The following is a 19,871-nucleotide window of genomic DNA, read 5'->3' on the forward strand; positions in this document are numbered from 1 at the left end:
TCTCCAATTGACCAGTCCTACGCTGTCTAACTATAGATTGTTGACACCGATAGATTTAAAAGTTTTGATGTTTCTTGAATGATTAGTAGCTCATCTTGATTTTCTCCGGTAAGGGAGATTCTTTCAATGAGTTTTTCCAAATGCTCTAATTTATCATAAAGCTTTTTCATTCTTATAAGTGTCAGGTCAAAAGTAAATGGCTCCATGGTAATTTGTTATTTAGATCCTATGTAAAAGTATGTATAACCATTATAATGGTTTAATAAATAGGTATAAATACGTATTGGTGAATGCTTTTTAATCGATATATTTGAAATACTGAGACGCATCAATTTAGCAACTCTCCTTTTTGATATTCTTTTCTCCTTAGCTGTTCCGCTATTATAGGACTTCCATAGATAGGATCTGAACAAAAGATTGTGGAGATATGGCAGGAAGTATTAGGTGTAGAGAGAGTAGGTATTACGGATAACTTCTTTGAATTAGCAGGACATAGTTTAAAGGTAGCTCATCAACCGTTACTAAAAAGGAATTTCGGATTCAACTATCATTTAAGGAATTATTTTCGATTACAGCAGTTGAGGATCAAATGTTATTGATGCAAGCAAGTAAAACAATAGAATTAGAAAGAACTATTAGCTAAATTCAGAGGATTATGCACTCTTATGTACAACAGCGTTTCTGGATATTAAGTCAGTTTGCAGATTCTTCACAGACGTATAATATTCCTTTTTCTTTACAGTTGAAAGGCACCATAAATATTGAAATGTTTATTAATGTTATCATTGTTCTAATTACGAAACATGAGATTTTAAGAACGGTTTTTTAGGCAAAATGAAAAAAGGGAACTTAGACAAAAAATACTCACTGTTTCAGAGTATAATTTTAAAGTAACTTCCAGCTTTAATTCTATTGAATTAGAAATAATTAAAATAATGGAGAGAGGTTTTAGGGCATAAAGAAAATTCATCTGGAAGATAATTTTTATGATATAGGAGGACATTCATTACCCGCAATTCAATTAGCTTCTAAAATTAAAAAATAATTCAATGTCAATATTTCATTACTTAAATTATTTAGTATTCCAAAAGTGAAGGAAATGTCTCAATTGATATCTGAAGCCTTAATCAACTAAATCTAAACAAATGAAAAATATTATTTTGATTGGAAAAAATGGAAAAATGGCTAAACTTTTATACGAAACATTTCAGGAGGATTCTAATTATAAAGTACTAGGTTATCTGTCATATAAAAAATCAGCGGACAGCCAACTATTTAATGAAAAAAAAGTTTTTAATTCTTTATCTGAAATTGAAGAAAAGGAGTTTACAATACTGGATTTTTCTCATCGTTCAGTAACTTCTAAATTGCTTACAGAGCTTTCTAAAGAAACTAGGTGTTATGGATTAATAATAGGTACGAGCGGACTTAATACATCTGATTTTGAATTGATGAATGATTTAAGTAAAAGAATGAAAATTTTTCATTCGTCAAACTTTAGCGAAGGGATGTTTATTTTTCAACAAATGCTCGGTATTGTTTTAAGCCTAAAATTAGAAAATTGGAATGCAAGAATACATGATTTTCACCATTCTAATAAACTGGACAGCCCTAGTGCAACAGCATTAGAGTTGTTTAGGATGCTTCAGCATCTTGACCCGAAATCAAGCGAAATATCTTATACAAGAATTGGAGATGGTGTCAGTGAACATACTGTTTATTTACATGGTATAAAGGAAAGAATAGATCTAGTACATAAGATATTAGATAGGAAAACTTTCGTTCCTTCTATTGAAAAAGCCGTCGCTTTTCTTCAAAATTCCCAGGCAGGAATGTATGGAATGAAAGACTTATTTAACTTGAATTCGATATGAAAAATAGATGTGATAAAAAATAAAATTTTAACATGTAAATATTTCGTCAATATAAAAGAAGAAAGAAAAAATGAATATTTGTATAAATTATGTAATAGTATGGATGCAAAAATGTTACTATTAGGGATATTAAAGACTGGTTACGGTCTAAATGGAGATTTTTATATAAATAGAGAGGGAATGTTTTCTTGGCGTAAAACTACACCTTCGGCTGGTGCACTTTATCCTATTGAAGTGCTTGTGTATTTAAAGAGAGAACAAAATACTTTTTGTATTTATAAATATGTAATAGAGGAGGGGACTTTTGAGTACATAGACAGTAAAACTAATTCTGATAAAAATGATTTTGGACTCCATATGAGGGATATGAGTATACTTTTTCTATCTCATCCTCAAAAAAGTATAAGTAAATACGGTATGAGAGGAAATATCTATTCCTTAATAGATACATGTCATGCATTATCTAATACATTATTTTATGCAAATGCTTTGGGTTTCGATCCTTTATTAATTTCAAGATTTAACAAAAAAATGTTTTTAAAAAATCATAGTAATCTTTGTAATGGACTGGAACCTGTTGCTTTTTTGGCAATGCAAAGCGATGTCCAATTAACTAAATCAGATTATATGGATTCCTTAAATAATTTCAGCACTTTTAATCATTTTCGTTATAGCATCTGGGAAGTAATGGGGAATGATGGATCATATTTTAAAACAAAAAAAAATAAAAAAGAACTTATTAATATTCGGTCAATCCGTAAAGCTATTATTAACAGATACTCCTCAAATAATTTTTTTGACAGGAAAATAGAGATTTCAGTTTTAGAGGAAGTTTTTAAAACGCCCATGAGTTCTTTTAATCTTGACTACAGTATCTGTGATTCTAACAAGATTAGCCCTATGTTTTTGCTAAGAAATACTTCAGTTCCTGACGGGCTGTACACGTATAATCCAAAAAAAGGTGTGTTTGAATGTAGTCAGATTTTAAAAGATCCTGATTCTGATATAATTAAAACATTCATAAGACAGGACTGGGTTTCTAATTCAAATGCATTAGTATTTTTCTGTTGTCAAGAATTTTCAAATTCCTTTTCAAAAGACATGTATACTGAATGTTTTATAAACTCAGCATTATTTGCACAGTACTTATATCTTTCATGCAGTATAAACGGTTTAGGAATAAGTAGTATTGGTGCTTTTGACGAAGAGCGATTGAAACAGTCTTTCCAGTTAAACAAAATGCAAATTTTATATGTAGTTGCGCTAGGAGAAAACCAAGACATAGGTCATAAATTTGATAAAGAGAATGTGCTTTTAACTGATAAAAAATAAAAAATGAAAATAGGCTTTTTAGTATTTGATAATATGACGGATTTAGATTTGTTTGGTCCTTTAGATGTTTTTTCAAGGTTAAAGGCTTAGATATAGAATTGGTGTCCTGTGTCCTGGGGCGTTTACATTTGGATAATGGTGTTGTTATCGAAGTGAATAAATTTTTGGACATGAATAGCAAATATGATGTAATAATCTTACCAGGAGGAGCTGGCCAAATAGAATTTACTGCAAAAAAAAATCAATTATTAATAGAATATGACCCAGCTCCGGAATTTGATTATAAAGATCTTAAAATTAAAGGATTTTATATATTTCCGAAAAACAAAAAACTATTGATCGGCGTCACCACCAAGTTACTGTTTTTTTTGATAAAAACAAATCTAAAAATATTGAATTATGAATATTGAATCTGCGGATAACGTTCGCTTTCCAAACTTTCCGATGTCTAAATGTCTGTTAACTAACCTGTAAATAGTACTTCTGCTAATCCTGAAAAGAACGCTGGCCTGAGTAGTTTTTAGAAACTCAAGCGGCTTTATTTTTTCCAAATCTGTGTTCAAGCTTGAAGGGTTTCGTTATTGCTTTTCTCTACTTTTCCATCACGCACTAGTGCTTTATAACGTCGACTGTTACAAATTTCTGAACAAAATCCTGTTCTAGTTCTTCTGTCCGTGAACTGCTTTTTGCGGTGTTCACAAATTGTGATAATCTCAATTTTAGAACTCATAATGTGACTAATTTTGTGTCGCATTGTGTCGTAATTTCGCCGAAAATATTCCATAAGCGGATTTTTCTTCGTGGTACAATAATGGTGCAAAAGAAACAAACTATCTGTAAATAAAGCTATATAAACAAAAAGAAGAGTCACAGTTAAAATACTGTTTTATAATATTTTAACTGGGATTCTTTGTTTTATTTTGTGATGCTTTGTGAAATCTGTTTTCCTAAAATCAAATTATCATATAAATCTTCACTATGACCATATTTATAAAATAAAAACTCTGCCGAAAACATCACTTCTAATTGACCTAAGCTTATAAATGTCGTCCGCAGCGAATCGACTATCGTTGAAATTCAACATCATTATCAATGGCAAAAACTAATTCAGGTAGTGACAAAGTCTGACCGGAATAGATACTAATTACAATGCGTTTTTCCGGATTAGAGGGTTGTTGCTTAAGTACCTCGATCCGCTTTTCTATAAACCATTTACCGACATCATTAACTAGGTACTGATCGCGCAACTTTTAATACCTAGGCATGAATAAAGTATTAGCCAAAGATTTTTGCAGCACAAAGGTGATATTTCTATATTCCGAAAAGAAATTATCCAGATAACTTATATTATCGAAGAAGTTTGTCCCTTTTTCAAATTTTTCTAAACTGTTTAAGGCGCTATAAAATTTATGCAGTGCCGGATTTGACCCCTTTACTATCTTTCAAATTAATCTTTAATAGAAGAACTTATATGTTCCATTTGTAACCTGAATTTCTGATACTAAGCCATCCTGTTCTATTATTATCGGATCATCATTAACTGAAACTCCACTCGCTCTGTATTCATATTGAGTAAACATCCCTATCCCAGTTGCATAGTTAAAGCCTAAGTTCATACTTTGTAGTATAAATTGTTTTTCCCATAGATAAGTAGTATTCAGGTTATAAAATGGATGCGTGATGTTTCTTTCATACCTATAGGTTCTGTGCTCGTCTGAATGATATGCCGATTGTACCTTTGCAAGATTTCCTAAAACATCATACGAATAAGTATGATCAGGTCGACTCATAGTCGGTGCTTCAACAGTAGATAATCTGCTTTGCTCATCCAGGTGATATCTCCAGGATCTTGTTCCTTCCAGAACATTAACATAATTAGATGCATTAGGATAGTATGTAGTTGACTCATCCACTGAATTAAATATTTTGGATAACACATGTCCATTGCTATTATATTCAAATATGCATTGCGAATGAAATACGCTTTCATTAGGTATTTGTATTGAACCGTGATATGCTCTCCATTTTATTATTGAGTTATTATCGTCATATTCGTAAAAATATGTTAAATGAGGATGACCAACTATCTTCCTTTCAGCTCTTTTTGGCAATATAGGCATAGTTCTGAATGTAATTATTAAAGGATTAGTTTCATAATCCTTCATCTCACTGTATGTTTTAGTAAGCACAATATCACTAAAACCATGTTTGGATACGACGATATAATAAGTAAAGTTAGTATCACCTTTTACTTTGATAGTGTTTAAAGAAGCATTTAAATCCCCTGAAAATAATTCCCTCCCATCAGCATCATTAGCATAAATCTTCAGATTCGCAGATGTTATTATATTGTCCAAATATGTTGCCACTTTTGCTTTCAACACTTCTATTACTTCAAAGCTAAATGTAAAATATCCAAAAGCATCAGGAGTAAGATCTCCTACACTTAATACTTCAGGAGTAACAGTAGTAACCTGATCTTTGTTGCAAGATATCATAATAGGCAGAGGGCGCTCTACATGTTTGGCCTCAGGAGAGCCCATAATCGGGGTGATGTATATAGCAACGTTCTGTGCATCAACTACTATGTAGCGAGTTAATTCATATTTACCCACGGGAATAGGTATTTGGACTGATAAGTAAGAACCTCCTGAGTTTAATAAATCTACGTACCCGTCAAATGCAGTAGTCCCGTCAGCAGCGCTTAATGTAACTAATACTTTAGCAGGAGTTGATTCTAATTGTAAAAGATCGGTAGAACGTATTTTTTGTGTAAATGCAAATTGCAAAGATGTCATTTCATTCGATGACACTTCATCAACCTCAGTGCAGCTGGTCAACGCTACAAACCCCGTCATCAGGATTAATAGTAATATTCTAATTTTTTTCATACTTGACATTATTTCATTTATTAATTGTTGTTTAAAATAAGTTGAGTCCCCTACTATCGAGGCTTCTTTCTGTTAATTGTTAATATATAAACCTAGTATTATTTCAGTTGTAAAACCAAGCCTTTTATTTGTTCTTTTTATTTCGACAGGATAGTCTTCGTCATTGTATTTATATATATTCAAATACACAAATATCAACAGGGACGCTTGTATTCTTTATTGTATTATTTATGTTTGAATCCAGAGTTCTATGATTTACTACTTGACCAAGCAATAAATATGGAGTTTTTTATTATCATATTCATATTCTCCGCTAGAGCTATTATTTGTATTAACTACAAACAATACATTTCCACTAGAATCGTAACTATAATTTATTGTATAAATACTACTATTATCCTCGCTTTTTTGTATTATTGAGGTTATTTTACCGATATCATTTCTCGTATATTTTCTATACGATTACTATCTTCGAATTGCACTAGCACAGCTTTTTCATATGTGAACAACTCTTCTGATATGCTGTTTTTGATTTTTATAAGATACCCATCTTTGTAATTATAAATAGTCTCTCTAACTATGGTATTCCCGTTTGTTTTTATAGAGTCCTTTTTTTTTATTAGTAAATTCTCATCATCGTAATAATAATAACATTTAATTAAGCTATTGTAGGATTCGGAACCATTGTCTAAATTAATTATGTTAGATAATTTTGTTTAGCTATTTTAATTATTTTGGTTGATACCTCTGGTGATTCAGAGGTGTTATCATTTGAGCATCCAATAATACCATAGCCAATAAATAATAATAATAATAATAAAATTTTCTCCATTTTGTTTCATTAAGTTTCTTATAATTAATTCACTAACGCCCGGAATAAAAAAAAAAGCCAAACGATTCACACTGTAGGCATTTTGAAATTATCCAAATTTACGCTAACCTAATTAGTGGCCGGCAAATGTCAGAAAGATACTTAAGCTTTTTAACCAAATAAAGACATAAAAACATCAGTATAGGTTTTATTACAATTTCTAAAAATATTCATGGCTTCAATATCTGATTCTTCTTTTTTTTGATTTTTTTTTTTTGATTTTTTTTGATTTTTATGTATTGTAATTTGCACATAAAATGGGCTACTTATTTTTCCTTTATATCCGAATCGATATCGCTGTACAGATATTGTTTTTTATTCATCTATTACGAGGTTGCCATTGAAGATTTAAAACAAGTATAATAGTATAGGGTTTTTCTAATTCCAAGCTCGTCGGAAGGCCGCAGGCTTGGCACGTTTTACTTAAAAAAAAGCCATATGGTGTTATTTTTATGTCTTTTTACGACTTGAAAAAAGATATATACTATAGAGATTTGCATAACCTTTAGGCATGGCTTGCTAAAATAAAAATTTCCTTCATATTTTACCAGAGAGTTCTTAAGGTCCTGCCGACTTTAGGAACTCTTTTTTTAAAACGGGTAAATTTAAATGAAAAAACACATAGTGTGCTACGCTATCAGACAATATTACCCTGAGCCGCAGTTATAAGGTATTAGAATATGAACGACAAACTGCTAATTTTCATTTTTTAGGATAACATTTTTATCACAACGGAACGTAATTCCCATCTGGACTAATTTATCTGTCCGTATTACACCATAACAATATGTAACCAAGTACTATTTAACCGCCTGAATAAGTAAAAACTTAATAACCATGAGTATAAAGAAATTAAACAACATAAATAGACACCCCCAGTTAACAAAAAAACTTAACGTTAAAGCGTATTCTTTAACCGAGATTTTAATTGTCTTGTGCATCATTGGCATTCTGCTGCTAATGGTGCTGCCAAATCAAACCTCAGTAATCGGTCAGGCAAAAGCTATTGAAGCGCAGGCGATGCTTAATCAGGTGTATGGTTTAGAAAAAAGTTATTTCTACAGACATTCAAAATATTCAGGCAATTTAGAAGAAATTGGTTTTGAGCAGGAAAAAACAGTTGACGAAGGCGGACAGGCGGTTTACAAAATTGAAATCTTAGAAGCATCAAACGATTCCTTTTCGGCTCGTGCCACCGCTACTTCAGATCTTGATAGTGATGGTAGTTTCAATACCTGGGAAATCGACAGCAAAAAAATATTAACTGAAGTAACTAAAGAATAAATTGAAAACAGCCCCAGCAATTTTATTACTTTGTTTAGCAATTGTCTTTATTCAGGATTGGAAATTCAGAAAAATACATGTGATTTTACCGCTCCTTATTTTTGCAATTTCATTCTTTATGATTGCAGTTGAAAAATACGATTTATTAGAGATCGTACTTTTTAATACTGGTTTCTTTTTAACTACACTAAGCATCTTAACGATCTACATGAGTGTGAAATCTAAAGGATTTCTAAACCCTTTCCAGCACTATTTTGGATTGGGCGACTTATTGTTTTATGTGGCTATTGCTCCTTTGTTTTTATTAAAAAATTACATTCTCTTTTTTGTTCTGTCACTTCTGTTTGCCATCATCCTGCAATTTGCATTGAAGAAATTCATTAAAGAAGAAACGGTTCCTTTAGCAGGATTCTCGGCTTTATTTTTATGCATTGTAATACTCAAAGACAGTTTTTTAGTCTTTCAAAAGATAACTTTATTATAATGACACAAGATATCATAGTTCTTCCTGAGGTTCAGCACATGGTCTCTAATGACCTTGCAAATCGATATAGAATATTACCAAAATCTTTTTCTGAAAATACTTTAGAATTATATGTTGATGATTCTAATAATAATGAAGATGCGAAAGAAGAATTGGAGCTTTTTTTAGGAAAAAATGTTATTTTTTATCCTATAGATGCTTACGAAATAGAAAAGGCATTGTCTATCTATTATCGAAAAGAACGTGCCCTATCATCTAATAAATCTCTAAATGTTGACAAAGGTGATTTTCTGGAAAATTTATTGACGGAAGCAAAATCATTAAAATGCAGTGATATTCATTTTGAGGTCTATGAAGATTCGTCCCGAATTCGTTTTAGAATCGACGGACAATTAATTGAACGTTACAAAATAGAACGCGATAATTATCTTGAGCTGGTCAATAAAGTTAAAATTAAGGCCAAATTAAATATTACAGAAAAGAGATTGCCGCAGGACGGTAGAATTACCAATGAATCTTTTGATATAAGGGTTTCGATTCTTCCTACATTGTTTGGCGAAAAAATAGTAATGCGTCTTTTAGGACAAGATGCTTCTAATATTGATTTGAACACTTTAGGACTTCAAAAAGAAGAGTTCGAAAGTTATTTAGAGGCCGTAAAAAAACCAAACGGGATTATTTTGATAAGTGGTCCAACCGGTTCAGGAAAAACAACTACACTTTATGCTACTTTAAGATTATTAAATGATAGTCGCAGAAACATTGTAACGGTTGAAGATCCTATTGAATATACTTTGAAAGGAATTAATCAGGTACAATTAAAAGAAGACATCGGGCTAACTTTTGCATCTGCCCTAAAATCATTTTTACGACAGGATCCTGATGTGATTATGTTAGGAGAAATTCGTGATTCAGAAACGGCTTTAATGGCTATTCGTGCTTCGTTAACAGGACATTTAGTTTTGTCAACAATACACACCAACTCGGCGATTGGAACAATTTCGAGACTAATTGATATGGGAGTTCCATCCTATTTGATTGCCGAAACCTTAAATCTCTCAGTAGCCCAGCGATTGGTTCGAAAACTGTGCGAAAGCTGTAAAAAAGAAACCGTTTGCAATCCTAAAGATTTTCCTTTGAATTTTAAATTTCCTTATGAAATTTCTTCTTATTACAAACCTGTGGGATGCAATAAATGTTTTCATACCGGATACAAAGGAAGAACTGCCATTTATGAAATTTTAAATATTGATAACACAATTACCGAAGCAATTAAGAATAATACCATTACAAAATTATATAGCAATGACAAAAATTATAAATCTCTGCCCCAAAAAGCATTTGAGATCTTAGCCATAGGAGAGACTTCTCTAGAAGAAATATATTCAATTTTAATAAACATATAATATAATGCTTAAACAGGTTGTTTACGTACTAGCTGCGTTATTTTTCACAAATATTATTGTAGCACAGCAAGATATTGTTGAATTAAGTAGAAAATTTGACGAATTGTCAATACAAAAAAAGGGATTAAACGAGACTATTAAAATTGATGTTTCAGGACTCACATTACATGATTTTATTTCTTCGATTGCCGAGGAGCATCAATTGAATGTCGATATTGATACAGAATTAAATCAGCCAGTTGCCAATAACTTTTTTGATGTTACAGTCAAAGATGTTTTTATTCACCTGGTTCAAAAATATGACTTGGAGGTTTCTTTTATGAATAATATTGTCATTTTCAAGAAAAGAAAAATTATAGCCGTAGTAGAAAAGAAACAGCCCAAAGTTATTGATGTAACGTATAATTCGCAGAATGATTTTTTATCTGTAAGGCTTGAAAATGATACGCTGTCAGCAGTAGCAAAAGCAATTATAGACAAATCCGGTAAAAATCTAATATTAGGGCCAGATATAAAAAACATCAGGGTTTCAGCCTACATTTTAAATCGTCCGTTTGATCAGGTTATTGAAATGATGTCTAAATCAAATGATTTATCAGCTACAAAAGATGATAACGGTTTTTATTTTTTACAAAAAAATACAGCTGCAAATGCTGCTATTCAGTCTAATGGTCCAAAAGCAAAACAGCCTAAAGTTAGTCTTGGCGTTCCAGGATTTTATGAAGTTAATATCAACAAAACTGGTTTTTTACAAGTCAATGCCTATATCGCAGATGCTTCAGACCTGTTAACAGAAGCGGCTGAAAAACTTCACATTAACTACTTTTTATACAATAAACCTGAAAACGAAAAAACAACACTTTCAGCAGATAACATCACTTTCGATGACCTTTTAGCCCATATTTTTAAAGGAAAAAAATACACCTTTAAAAAACAGGATAACTTATATTTAATTGGAGAGGAAGCTACAGAAGGATTAAGAATGACCGAGTTGATCCAATTAGAAAACAGATCCATTGAATCGATTATATCTACACTGCCTAAAGTGTTTTCTGAAAAACTAGAAATAAAAGAATTTATTGAATTAAACGGATTAATTGTTTCCGGATCACGTTCTATTCTGGAAGAATTAAAAATTTATATTAAACAAATTGACAAAGTTGTGCCAATGGTACAAATCGAAGTTATTATTGTTCAATACAATAAATCTTATGATATTCAAACCGGGATGAAAGCAGGTTTAGACAAGATAAATTCTGTTAAAACTGGCGGCGTACTTTTTCCAAGTTCAGATGTTACTTTAAACGGTTCTTCTGTAAACAGTCTGATAGATGCTTTTAACGGTTTTGGTCTATTTAAACTCGGAAAAGTGACAGAATCATTTTATCTTAATCTGAAACTTCTTGAAAACAACTCCGTTTTAAAAATAGAATCTACTCCTAAAATTGCGACAATAAGCGGACATGAAGCTAAATTATCAATTGGAGAAACAAGTTACTACTTTGAACAAAACAATCGATTAATTAACAGTAATATTGGAAATGATATCCTGAACTCAGGAACATGGAAATCTACTGATGCTAATTTGAGCGTATCAATCAAACCTTATGTTTCTACAGATGAAAACGTAACCCTGACAATAGCTGTAGAAAAAAGTTCTTTCTTGGCCAGGGTTGGTGAAGATGCTCCTCCGGGAAAAGCAACTCAAAAATTTGAATCATTGGTAAGAGTTAAAAACGGAGAGATGATTTTATTGGGAGGGCTGGATGAATTGAAAAAAGAAAATTCAGGATCAGGAACTCCTTTAATATCACGAATTCCTATTATAAAATGGTTTTTCAGCAGTAGAAAAAAAGGGAAAAGCGATTCTAAACTTCATATTTTTATTAAACCAACAGTTATTTATTAATGTTAGCAACTTTATCTAAATTCATAAAACTGAATGACATAAATGTCGTTGGCGTAATCAAAAAAGAAGATTACGAAATCTATAATTTGCTGACCGTAAAAAAGAAAGCAAACAAGATTTCTATTATTTCTCAGCAAAGTTTTGAAAGCTTTGAAACACTAAGCAAAACAGCCGATAAAAAAATACCGCTTTTAATAGTAATGGAAGGTAAAGGTGTTTTGAATAAAGAAATTGATTATGAAAATGAAACCGATGTAAACTGGCAAAAAAACATAGACCATAATGCTATTTACTATACTGATTTAAAAGGTTTCAAATCGAACTTTATCAGTTTTTGCAGAAAAAGCATTGTTGAAGAAACGATTTCAAACTTTAAAAAAAATGGATTTGAAGTTGTAGACCTTTATATTGGATCGTTTCTGGCTGCATTGCTTAATGCAGCATTGCAAAAAGAAGTTTTACTTTCAACTGATTTACGTCTGGAATTTCAAAATGACAAACTTCTAAGTTTTTCTAAACAAAATGAAGCTGTTAAAATTGAGGACTATAAAGTTGGAGAAGAAACAGTATCAAGCATTTTTTTACCTCTGTACGGCGCGATTATTCATTTTTTTGTAAAACCAAAAGATGTTTCAAAAACGATTAATGCTTCTTTAAACAGTGAGGAATTAATTTATAAAAAAGCCTTTGGAGTATTAGGGATAACAATGCTTGCTGGCTTTCTCACTACTTTATTAGTAAGTTATTTTCTAATTCAATATTATGGTACAAAAAATTCTGAACTGAATCTCCAGACGGTATACTCTAATCAATCCTATCAGTTGATATTAGATTTAGAAGCTCAAAAAGAAAAAAAATTAAACATTTTAAAGGAATCAGGAGTTTTATCATCAAAATTTCTCTCTTATTATGGTTATGAAATCATCAAATCAATTCCATCAAATATTTCTTTGAATGGATTGAATATTATTCCGTTAAAAGAAGAATATAAAGAAAGTAAAAAAGCTTTTTTCGATAGTAAAATTATCATTATCAAAGGTGAAACCTTTCAGGAATCATCGTTTAATAATTGGCTGGAAAATTTAAAAAAAATGGATTGGCTGCAACGCTTCGAAATCATTAGCTTAAAAAAAGACAAGAAAAACAAATCAATATTTGAAATAAAAATAACACTAAAAAATGTTTGAAAACTATTCTTATAAACAAAAATTTTACGCACTGATTGCGCTCTTTTTTTTATTGTCGATTACAGCATATAAAAGATCCTTTCACGCTTTATTCGATGTAGTTACAGAATATCGAACACTTTCAAAAAAAGCAGATGATATCAATAAAAAGGCAAAAAACACAAACGGTCTGACTAAAGATATCGCTTATTTAGACAAGATAATGGGAAAAGAAGGAGTCTCAAAAGAAATGGTCCAACAGGGTATTGTCAGTTTTGCTTCTGAAAATTCGCCTCAGGTTTCTATCAGCGATTTAAAACCAATCCATGACTTTTCTGAAGAGGATTATCATATTATTACAAATCAGCTGGATGTAACAGGAAATAGCAATCAGCTTCTTAATCTGGCTTATAATTTTGAAAAGAAATTTAATCTTTCAAGAATGGTAAGCATGAATTTTTACACCACAAAAAAGAACAATAAATCTGAAGTTTTACATTTAAAAATGATTTTTCAAAACTATGAAAACAATAAATAAAATTATACTTATTGCCTTGGCAATCCTTACCTACTCTTGTGAAGATATTCTTGAAGAAGATATTAGTGACGACACGATTCAAATTCTCTCTCCTGCAAACAATGCTAAAATTGAAAGTAATGTAGTTGGCTTTAAGTGGAACAGTCTTAAAGGAGCTGACAAATATCGCATTCAGGTATATGAGTCTGATCAGGTATTAGTATTGGACTCTTTAACTACTAAAACCAGTATTACATTGCCTTTGAAAGCGGGAACTTATATCTGGAGAGTACGTGGAGAAAATTACGCTTATGAATCCATATATTCATTTCCGTCGAATTTTTCGACAACAATCCCAAATGATTTAACCAATCAACAAGTTATTTTATTAAGTCCTGAAAACGATAAATTTGTAAATTTCACCAATATAACCTTAAGTTGGGAGCCTCTTAATAATGCATCAAGTTATAGTCTGACGGTAGTTAATACTGCTACCAGCCAGGAAGTATATCCTAAAACTGATTTGACGGATACATCAATAACTCTCGATTTACCCACCTTAGCAGATGGAACATATGAGTGGAGGTTAAAAGCTAAAAACGAAGAAACGGAAACAAAACAATATTCAGCGCGTAAATTCCATCTCGATACAACGATTCCTAATCAGCCAAAAAACACTCTTCCTATCGACAATTCTACTCAAACAGTCAATTCTAGTGTTACATATACCTGGAGCATTGCCCCAGATATTGGAAATACCAAATCGCCAGTTTCATACATAATTGAATTTGCGAGCGATATGGATTTCAATAGCATTGTTCAAGCACAATACAGTAATTCAACCACATTACAGTATGCATTTTCAGTAGCAGGTGTATATTACTGGAGAGTTAGAGCTGTTGATGGCGCCGGAAATATTGGAACAAATAGTGCAGGATTCAAGTTTACCGTGAATTAAAATGGACAAAAAGAAAATAAATATAATTCTTATTATCGTGGTTCTTGCGCTTTGGGGAACCGTTGGATATCGGGCCCTTAATCGTCAATTTACCAATAACAAAGTGATTCTTGAGAAACAGAATAAACTTAATAATGCAGCAATTACTCAGACTGATAAAGATACTTTTAAACTGGTAAAGATAAATCGCGATCCGTTTTTAAACAAACAATTTCAAACTGTTATTGAGACACAAAAGGCTATAACTTCTTATCATAAAGTTGCAAAAAAAGTAGTTGTTCCCAACGTCCCAAAAGGAGATCCAAACCTTCTCTGGCCACGTCTTTCTTATCATGGTTATATCGGATCTAAGGAAAGAAATGAAGATTTGGTTTTGCTTACAATAGATTCAAAATTAAGTAAACTAAAGCTAAACTATCCTGTCAACGGACTAGTTGTTAAAAAACGGTATAAGGATTCAATAGAGGTTTTTTTTAATGCCGAAACAAGAATGATACGATTACGGCTTTGAAAGTCTTAGGTATTCATTATTAATATTATACATTCATTTTTTAAACAAATAATAATTTGAAGACATATACAACACCACGTTTTGCAGCTATCATTTTAGCATTTATTCTGCTTTCTTTCGGCGATCCTTATACTATCAAAAGAATTTCTGATAAAGATTTCAGATATGAATTTTATACTACAGACAAAAAAATAAAACCTATAACCACAAAAACTTATTATTGGTTTAAAGGCGGTCTTATTCATGAAGCTCAGGGCGGTATTGCCGGAGATTTGCTTGATGATAAATTTACTAAAATCTACCACAGCAATCAATTGGCAGAACAAGGACAGTTTAAAGAAGGCCTTCGTGTGGGCTTATGGAAAACCTGGTATCCAAACGGTGTTTTGGCCACTAGAATGTCTTACAGCAAAGGTTTGCGCTCCGGGAAATATTTTCGATACGATGAAAACGGAAAGTTGATCGAAAATGGAAAATTCAGTACTGGCTTAAAAACCGGAAAATGGACCAATGCCGAAACCAAAGAAATTACTACCTACAAAAAAGGCGTAATTGTCAAGAAAAAAGAAACTTTTACCAAATCTGAAAAATACAGAATCAAACAAGAACATATCAAGCTGGAAAACAGTAAGGATACTCAAAAAGAATTAGAAGCCACTTCTGATGCTGCCAAACTTACTGCTCTTAAAGCCAAAACAAAAGAAGAAAAAGCATTAGCAAAAGAAAAAGCTAAAAAAAATGCTGAAGCTGAGGCTGCTGCCAAAAAAGCGCAAAAAGCCGCAAAGAAAGCGGCAAAAAATCAACCTAAAAAAGATTCTAAAGTAGAAACATTCTTTAAAAATCTTTTCAAAAAGAAAGATAAAGCTCCAAAAAATGGTTAAGGCTCATAGTTTGTTATATGCTATTTATGTTTGCTTAATTGTAGCTATAATTTGCGGGGCGTTGCTGTACTTTTCCAATTTGTACAACCAGCTGAATCTGTATTATAATCTTCAGGAAGAACTTTATATTCAGAATCAATCGGTTTTAAATTTTGCTTTGGGAAATAAAATGGCTCCTGCAGAAATTGAAAAAGACGAAAATTCAGGTATCGAAGGCAGCTATGAAACAAAACCATACGGATTACTTTCTTTGGTTTTAGCACGATCTTATATTTCAAACGACTCTGTTTTTTCAGTGCACTTTGCCGGGGCGCGAAATCTCGACAAAAATGCCGTTTATTTGACCAATTTCTCAAAATCATTGTTTTATTCCGGAAGTGTAAAACTTATCGGAAACAATAAATTGCCAAGTACTTTTATTGAAACTTCGTACATCAACAACGATTTAAATAAGCTAACGGCAGAAGGAAAAATTACTATTTCAGAAATGCAATTACCGGAGGTTAATCCGGAATTTAAAAAAATATTTCAAGGATTAAAATCAGAAAAAACAAAACTTTCTGATATAGAAAAGCCTAACGATTCTTTGTATTATAATTCCTTTTTTAATGCTACAAAGGAAATTGAGGTACAATCAAATTTGGGGAATATTATATTTAAGGGAAACTTCATTGTAAGATCCGGAGATTCTATTAGGGTGAAAAAAAATACGGTTCTTGAAGATGTGATTTTAATTGCTCCAAAAATAACTTTTGAAGCAGGTTTTAAAGGAACTGTCCAGGCATTTGCTACAAAAGGAATTGAGCTCGAAGAAAATGTAACGCTACATTATCCATCCGTAATTTGTGTTTATAATGAAAGCGAGACCGAAGCAAAAATTAAGATAAAAAAAGAATGTCAAATAAGGGGTGCCGTAGTTTTGTTTGGTAATGCTAGCCACCTGATTGACAAAAATACAATCGAAATAGACGAAGATGGATTGCTTTTTGGCGATTTGTACTGCTCTGGAAAACTAATGCTTAAAAGCAATGTTTACGGCTCTGTTTATACCAATCGTTTTTTCCTGAAAACGGCGGCCTCCAGCTATGACAACATGATTAGCAATATTGAAATTAATACGGAAAAACGTCCGGATTATTTTATATCGATTCAATTGTTCAATACTCAAAAAACAACTTATGGTGTTATCAAAAAGGTATTATAAACTGTCTGCCAATTCAATTTTAGAATCAGTTATCGCACTGACGATAATTTCCGTTTGCCTGTATTTTGCAGTTTTGATTTTTGCATCGGTGTATACACCAAAAACGTCTGCTAAATTTTATGGCACGCAAAATAAAGTCAATGAACTCTTTTATTTATCTGAATTAGAAAGTGATTCCATATCAGGTGAAAATGAAAATCTTCTGATAGAAGAAGAAACGGTAAACGATAATCTGAAAAAAATTTCAGTAGAATACAAAGACAGTACACATTTTAAATTCGAGGAAAGCTTTTATGTTCAAAATCCATAGTAATACAAAATCAGTCCCTGCTTTTTCTATAATAGAAGCAGTTGTTGGTATGGCCATTACGGCTATTATCATGGGGGTTTTGTTTGTTATTTTTTCGATTATTAACGGGAGAATGCTGGATTTTAAAAATCAAAATCAATTAGTTAATGATTTAAACCGATTGACTTACAGTTTGAACAAAGATATTTTCGAAAAGGAAAAAATGATGGTTACGGAAAGTGAAATCGATTTTAATAGTTACACCGGAGAAAAGGTTTCTTACCAGTTTTCAGACGATTATATTTTAAGAAACAGTGAAACCTTTATTGATACTTTCAGAATTAAGTTAAACAAAATGATGGTAGATACAGTGAGAAGCAAATCAGAACAATTTGTTTTTCAGAAGATTAAATTAAATATAGAATCAAACGAAAAAGAAATGGATTTACGATTTTACAAAAGAGTGTATCCGAATGAATTATTAGAAAAAATGAAAAAATAATGAGTTTTGATTTAACCACATATAAAGCTCCAAAAGCAGAAAAGAAGGATTTCAGGATTGAAACCGGGTCTTTTCAGTTCTCTAAAAAACTTTCTGACAAGAAAAAGGAAATTTTTTATAGGGAATTGGGTATGCTTTTAAGATCTGGAGTCGATTTTAAAAAGGCATTGGAAATTTTGAGTAATCAATCTGCCAATAAATTCGAGAAAGAATTAATTCTTGAAATCAAAGAAAAAGTAGTTGAAGGAAGAAGTGTTTATGAATCGATGCGTGAAACCAATCAGTTTTCGGCTTACGAATATTACAGTATTCAAATTGGTGAAGAAACCAGAAAATTAGAAGAAGTTTTAGGTGAATTACAAAAATATTTCAACCGAAAAATTCAGATGAAAAGACAAATTATATCGGTTATGACCTATCCGACAATTGTCATGCTTGTTACAATACTGGTTTTGTATTTCATGCTGAATAAAGTGGTTCCAATGTTTAGTTCTGTTTTTAAACAATTTGGAAGCGAATTGCCAAAAAGCACTCAAATTATTTTGAAAATTTCGAATCATTCGGGGATGTTTTTTTCTGTTGTTATTGGGGTTATAGTTGGTTTAATTGTCATTCACATGGCATTAAAGGAAAAAGATAGTTATAGATCGTTTACCACTAAAATGCTTTTAAAGATTCCGTATTTCGGAAATCTGATCCGTAAAATATACATTTCGCGTTTTTGTCAGGCGATGAATTTATTGATTACATCAAAAACAACCTTGATCAATTCACTGACATTAACAGCAAAAATGATAGGCTTCTACCCTATTGAAGTGGCCATTGTTCAAATAAAAGAAGACATTACAAGAGGAGCGTCTTTAAATGAAAGTTTGAAAAAACACAGTGTCTTTGAAAATAAAATGGTTTTGATGGTCGAAGTTGCTGAACAAGTGAACCAGCTTGAAACCATGTTTGAAAGATTAACGGAGCAATACAATGAGGAAATAAGCCATCAAACCAAGATGATTGGAGTCATTTTAGAACCCATGATTATCATTGTAATTGGCGCTATTGTAGGGGTAATTATGGTTTCTATGTATGCTCCAATGTTTGACCTGAGTAAAATCATTAATAAATAGTTTGTTAGATTCTGGTATGAATACCTTTATTTTTAAATTGTAAAAGTGTTATTTTTTTAATCAAAAAGATATTGATCAATATTGACTTAAATCCTTATTTATATGGCTTATTTGAATATAAGAAAGATATAAAGAGAAATAGATTTGCTTTTATAACTTATAAAAAAATAAAATGAAAAAAATTAGTACTGTTTTCCTATTAGGAATTACATTGGCTTTATCTGCAATTTCCTGCAACAATGATGAATCGTCTGATACGATATCGAAAGTGGGTGAATTACAATTAGATTTTGACGGAAAAACTTTTGTTTCTACCGGTGTACAAGCAATTGTTGCCTCGGATTATATTTCAATCACAGCAATCCGAGTTGCAGAAGGTGGTCTTGTTCAAATCACTATTCCATCTAATAAAGTTGGGGCTTATGCCTTCAAAGACTTCATTGCTAATGTCATAGTTTGATGTTTTTAACTTTTACGGGCATAAGCTTAAATCTGATATAATAAAAACAGGTACTGTCCAATTTTAATCATAAGAAATGATTTGCAGTATCTTTCCTTGTATAAAGCCTTATCGTGTTATTTATAAGTCTTAATAGATGCTGTTTATTGCTGAAAAAAAAACAAAATTGCGCAGACAATCCTGCTGCTAAATCAGTTTTGTATATTGTTTA

At 31.5% G+C, this 19,871-nt stretch carries 22 protein-coding genes; 20 read left to right on the plus strand and 2 right to left on the minus strand.

Translation table 11 applies throughout. The features are described 5' to 3' along the window. Window positions 1-26: 26 nt before the first annotated feature. Window positions 27-206 carry a hypothetical protein gene (locus Q7C23_RS20420; protein WP_375034234.1) on the minus strand — a complete coding sequence of 60 codons (180 nt, stop codon included), beginning with the start codon at window positions 204-206 and terminating at the stop codon, window positions 27-29. A gap of 213 nt (window positions 207-419) precedes the next feature. Between Q7C23_RS20420 and Q7C23_RS20425 the strand changes: the two genes are divergently transcribed. The 6 genes from Q7C23_RS20425 to Q7C23_RS20450 all read left to right on the plus strand — a co-directional run bounded on the left by Q7C23_RS20425 (window position 420) and on the right by Q7C23_RS20450 (window position 3,616). Further along, complete coding sequence (locus Q7C23_RS20425) at window positions 420-599, plus strand: phosphopantetheine-binding protein (protein WP_375034235.1); 180 nt, start codon at window positions 420-422, stop codon at window positions 597-599. A 56-nt stretch (window positions 600-655) separates the two neighbouring features. Beyond that, window positions 656-829: a condensation domain-containing protein gene (locus Q7C23_RS20430; RefSeq protein WP_375034236.1), complete on the plus strand. Its 174-nt coding sequence runs from the start codon at window positions 656-658 to the stop codon at window positions 827-829. Between the two features lie 141 nt (window positions 830-970). After that, window positions 971-1,045 (plus strand): hypothetical protein, encoded by a 75-nt coding sequence (locus tag Q7C23_RS20435; RefSeq protein WP_375034285.1) that lies wholly within the window; start codon window positions 971-973, stop codon window positions 1,043-1,045. Between the two features lie 100 nt (window positions 1,046-1,145). After that, the gene (locus tag Q7C23_RS20440) at window positions 1,146-1,874 is read left to right on the plus strand and encodes a 4-hydroxy-tetrahydrodipicolinate reductase (RefSeq protein WP_375034237.1); all 729 of its coding nucleotides are present in this window, start codon (window positions 1,146-1,148) and stop codon (window positions 1,872-1,874) included. Between the two features lie 99 nt (window positions 1,875-1,973). Continuing rightward, window positions 1,974-3,206 (plus strand): nitroreductase family protein, encoded by a 1,233-nt coding sequence (locus Q7C23_RS20445; protein WP_375034238.1) that lies wholly within the window; start codon window positions 1,974-1,976, stop codon window positions 3,204-3,206. Between the two features lie 170 nt (window positions 3,207-3,376). Then, window positions 3,377-3,616, plus strand: a complete 240-nt coding sequence (locus tag Q7C23_RS20450) for a hypothetical protein (protein WP_375034239.1) — start codon at window positions 3,377-3,379, stop codon at window positions 3,614-3,616. A gap of 1,044 nt (window positions 3,617-4,660) precedes the next feature. On the opposite strand, the gene Q7C23_RS20455 is transcribed toward Q7C23_RS20450, so the two are convergent. Further along, on the minus strand, window positions 4,661-5,749 hold the full coding sequence (locus Q7C23_RS20455) for a hypothetical protein (RefSeq protein WP_375034240.1): 1,089 nt from the start codon (window positions 5,747-5,749) through the stop codon (window positions 4,661-4,663). 2,056 nt (window positions 5,750-7,805) lie between these two features. Between Q7C23_RS20455 and Q7C23_RS20460 the strand changes: the two genes are divergently transcribed. The 14 genes from Q7C23_RS20460 to Q7C23_RS20525 all read left to right on the plus strand — a co-directional run bounded on the left by Q7C23_RS20460 (window position 7,806) and on the right by Q7C23_RS20525 (window position 19,660). Further along, complete coding sequence (locus Q7C23_RS20460; protein ID WP_375034241.1) at window positions 7,806-8,252, plus strand: type IV pilin protein; 447 nt, start codon at window positions 7,806-7,808, stop codon at window positions 8,250-8,252. A 1-nt stretch (window position 8,253) separates the two neighbouring features. Further along, the gene (locus Q7C23_RS20465) at window positions 8,254-8,736 is read left to right on the plus strand and encodes a hypothetical protein (protein WP_375034242.1); all 483 of its coding nucleotides are present in this window, start codon (window positions 8,254-8,256) and stop codon (window positions 8,734-8,736) included. Beyond that, window positions 8,736-10,142: a GspE/PulE family protein gene (locus tag Q7C23_RS20470; protein ID WP_375034243.1), complete on the plus strand. Its 1,407-nt coding sequence runs from the start codon at window positions 8,736-8,738 to the stop codon at window positions 10,140-10,142. The genes Q7C23_RS20465 and Q7C23_RS20470 overlap by 1 nt, the downstream gene beginning before the upstream one ends. 4 nt (window positions 10,143-10,146) lie before the next feature. Next, a complete protein-coding gene (locus Q7C23_RS20475; protein WP_375034244.1) occupies window positions 10,147-12,051 on the plus strand; it encodes a type II secretion system protein GspD in 1,905 nt (634 codons plus the stop codon). Next, window positions 12,051-13,238 carry a hypothetical protein gene (locus tag Q7C23_RS20480; protein WP_375034245.1) on the plus strand — a complete coding sequence of 396 codons (1,188 nt, stop codon included), beginning with the start codon at window positions 12,051-12,053 and terminating at the stop codon, window positions 13,236-13,238. The genes Q7C23_RS20475 and Q7C23_RS20480 overlap by 1 nt, the downstream gene beginning before the upstream one ends. Next, entirely contained in the window at window positions 13,231-13,755 is a 525-nt protein-coding gene (locus Q7C23_RS20485) for a hypothetical protein (RefSeq protein WP_192185665.1), read from the plus strand. The genes Q7C23_RS20480 and Q7C23_RS20485 overlap by 8 nt, the downstream gene beginning before the upstream one ends. Then, entirely contained in the window at window positions 13,739-14,692 is a 954-nt protein-coding gene (locus Q7C23_RS20490) for a hypothetical protein (protein ID WP_375034246.1), read from the plus strand. Before Q7C23_RS20485 ends, Q7C23_RS20490 begins: the two co-directional genes overlap by 17 nt. 1 nt (window position 14,693) lies before the next feature. Then, window positions 14,694-15,203 (plus strand): hypothetical protein, encoded by a 510-nt coding sequence (locus Q7C23_RS20495; protein ID WP_375034247.1) that lies wholly within the window; start codon window positions 14,694-14,696, stop codon window positions 15,201-15,203. A gap of 56 nt (window positions 15,204-15,259) precedes the next feature. Beyond that, complete coding sequence (locus tag Q7C23_RS20500; RefSeq protein WP_375034248.1) at window positions 15,260-16,084, plus strand: toxin-antitoxin system YwqK family antitoxin; 825 nt, start codon at window positions 15,260-15,262, stop codon at window positions 16,082-16,084. After that, window positions 16,077-17,288, plus strand: coding sequence for a hypothetical protein (locus Q7C23_RS20505; RefSeq protein ID WP_375034249.1), 1,212 nt, complete (start codon window positions 16,077-16,079; stop codon window positions 17,286-17,288). The genes Q7C23_RS20500 and Q7C23_RS20505 overlap by 8 nt, the downstream gene beginning before the upstream one ends. Beyond that, window positions 17,263-17,598 (plus strand): hypothetical protein, encoded by a 336-nt coding sequence (locus Q7C23_RS20510; RefSeq protein WP_375034250.1) that lies wholly within the window; start codon window positions 17,263-17,265, stop codon window positions 17,596-17,598. Before Q7C23_RS20505 ends, Q7C23_RS20510 begins: the two co-directional genes overlap by 26 nt. Next, on the plus strand, window positions 17,582-18,079 hold the full coding sequence (locus Q7C23_RS20515; RefSeq protein ID WP_375034251.1) for a type II secretion system protein J: 498 nt from the start codon (window positions 17,582-17,584) through the stop codon (window positions 18,077-18,079). The genes Q7C23_RS20510 and Q7C23_RS20515 overlap by 17 nt, the downstream gene beginning before the upstream one ends. Continuing rightward, window positions 18,079-19,200 carry a type II secretion system F family protein gene (locus Q7C23_RS20520; RefSeq protein ID WP_375034252.1) on the plus strand — a complete coding sequence of 374 codons (1,122 nt, stop codon included), beginning with the start codon at window positions 18,079-18,081 and terminating at the stop codon, window positions 19,198-19,200. Before Q7C23_RS20515 ends, Q7C23_RS20520 begins: the two co-directional genes overlap by 1 nt. A 172-nt stretch (window positions 19,201-19,372) precedes the next feature. Beyond that, on the plus strand, window positions 19,373-19,660 hold the full coding sequence (locus Q7C23_RS20525; protein WP_375034253.1) for a DUF6252 family protein: 288 nt from the start codon (window positions 19,373-19,375) through the stop codon (window positions 19,658-19,660). The last annotated feature ends 211 nt before the right edge of the window (window positions 19,661-19,871 follow it).

It is taken from the genome of Flavobacterium sp. LAR06 (genome assembly GCF_041946075.1).
Taxonomy (GTDB): Bacteria; Bacteroidota; Bacteroidia; order Flavobacteriales; family Flavobacteriaceae; genus Flavobacterium.

Coding starts and splice junctions, on each gene's coding strand:
- Q7C23_RS20420 (WP_375034234.1), bottom strand. CDS start 206: ATGGAGCCATTTACTTTTGACCTGACACTTATAAGAATGAAAAAGCTT.
- Q7C23_RS20430 (WP_375034236.1), top strand. CDS start 656: ATGCACTCTTATGTACAACAGCGTTTCTGGATATTAAGTCAGTTTGCA.
- Q7C23_RS20440 (WP_375034237.1), top strand. CDS start 1,146: ATGAAAAATATTATTTTGATTGGAAAAAATGGAAAAATGGCTAAACTT.
- Q7C23_RS20445 (WP_375034238.1), top strand. CDS start 1,974: ATGGATGCAAAAATGTTACTATTAGGGATATTAAAGACTGGTTACGGT.
- Q7C23_RS20450 (WP_375034239.1), top strand. CDS start 3,377: ATGAATAGCAAATATGATGTAATAATCTTACCAGGAGGAGCTGGCCAA.
- Q7C23_RS20455 (WP_375034240.1), bottom strand. CDS start 5,749: ATGGGCTCTCCTGAGGCCAAACATGTAGAGCGCCCTCTGCCTATTATG.
- Q7C23_RS20460 (WP_375034241.1), top strand. CDS start 7,806: ATGAGTATAAAGAAATTAAACAACATAAATAGACACCCCCAGTTAACA.
- Q7C23_RS20470 (WP_375034243.1), top strand. CDS start 8,736: ATGACACAAGATATCATAGTTCTTCCTGAGGTTCAGCACATGGTCTCT.
- Q7C23_RS20475 (WP_375034244.1), top strand. CDS start 10,147: ATGCTTAAACAGGTTGTTTACGTACTAGCTGCGTTATTTTTCACAAAT.
- Q7C23_RS20480 (WP_375034245.1), top strand. CDS start 12,051: ATGTTAGCAACTTTATCTAAATTCATAAAACTGAATGACATAAATGTC.
- Q7C23_RS20485 (WP_192185665.1), top strand. CDS start 13,231: ATGTTTGAAAACTATTCTTATAAACAAAAATTTTACGCACTGATTGCG.
- Q7C23_RS20490 (WP_375034246.1), top strand. CDS start 13,739: ATGAAAACAATAAATAAAATTATACTTATTGCCTTGGCAATCCTTACC.
- Q7C23_RS20495 (WP_375034247.1), top strand. CDS start 14,694: ATGGACAAAAAGAAAATAAATATAATTCTTATTATCGTGGTTCTTGCG.
- Q7C23_RS20505 (WP_375034249.1), top strand. CDS start 16,077: ATGGTTAAGGCTCATAGTTTGTTATATGCTATTTATGTTTGCTTAATT.
- Q7C23_RS20510 (WP_375034250.1), top strand. CDS start 17,263: ATGGTGTTATCAAAAAGGTATTATAAACTGTCTGCCAATTCAATTTTA.
- Q7C23_RS20515 (WP_375034251.1), top strand. CDS start 17,582: ATGTTCAAAATCCATAGTAATACAAAATCAGTCCCTGCTTTTTCTATA.
- Q7C23_RS20520 (WP_375034252.1), top strand. CDS start 18,079: ATGAGTTTTGATTTAACCACATATAAAGCTCCAAAAGCAGAAAAGAAG.
- Q7C23_RS20525 (WP_375034253.1), top strand. CDS start 19,373: ATGAAAAAAATTAGTACTGTTTTCCTATTAGGAATTACATTGGCTTTA.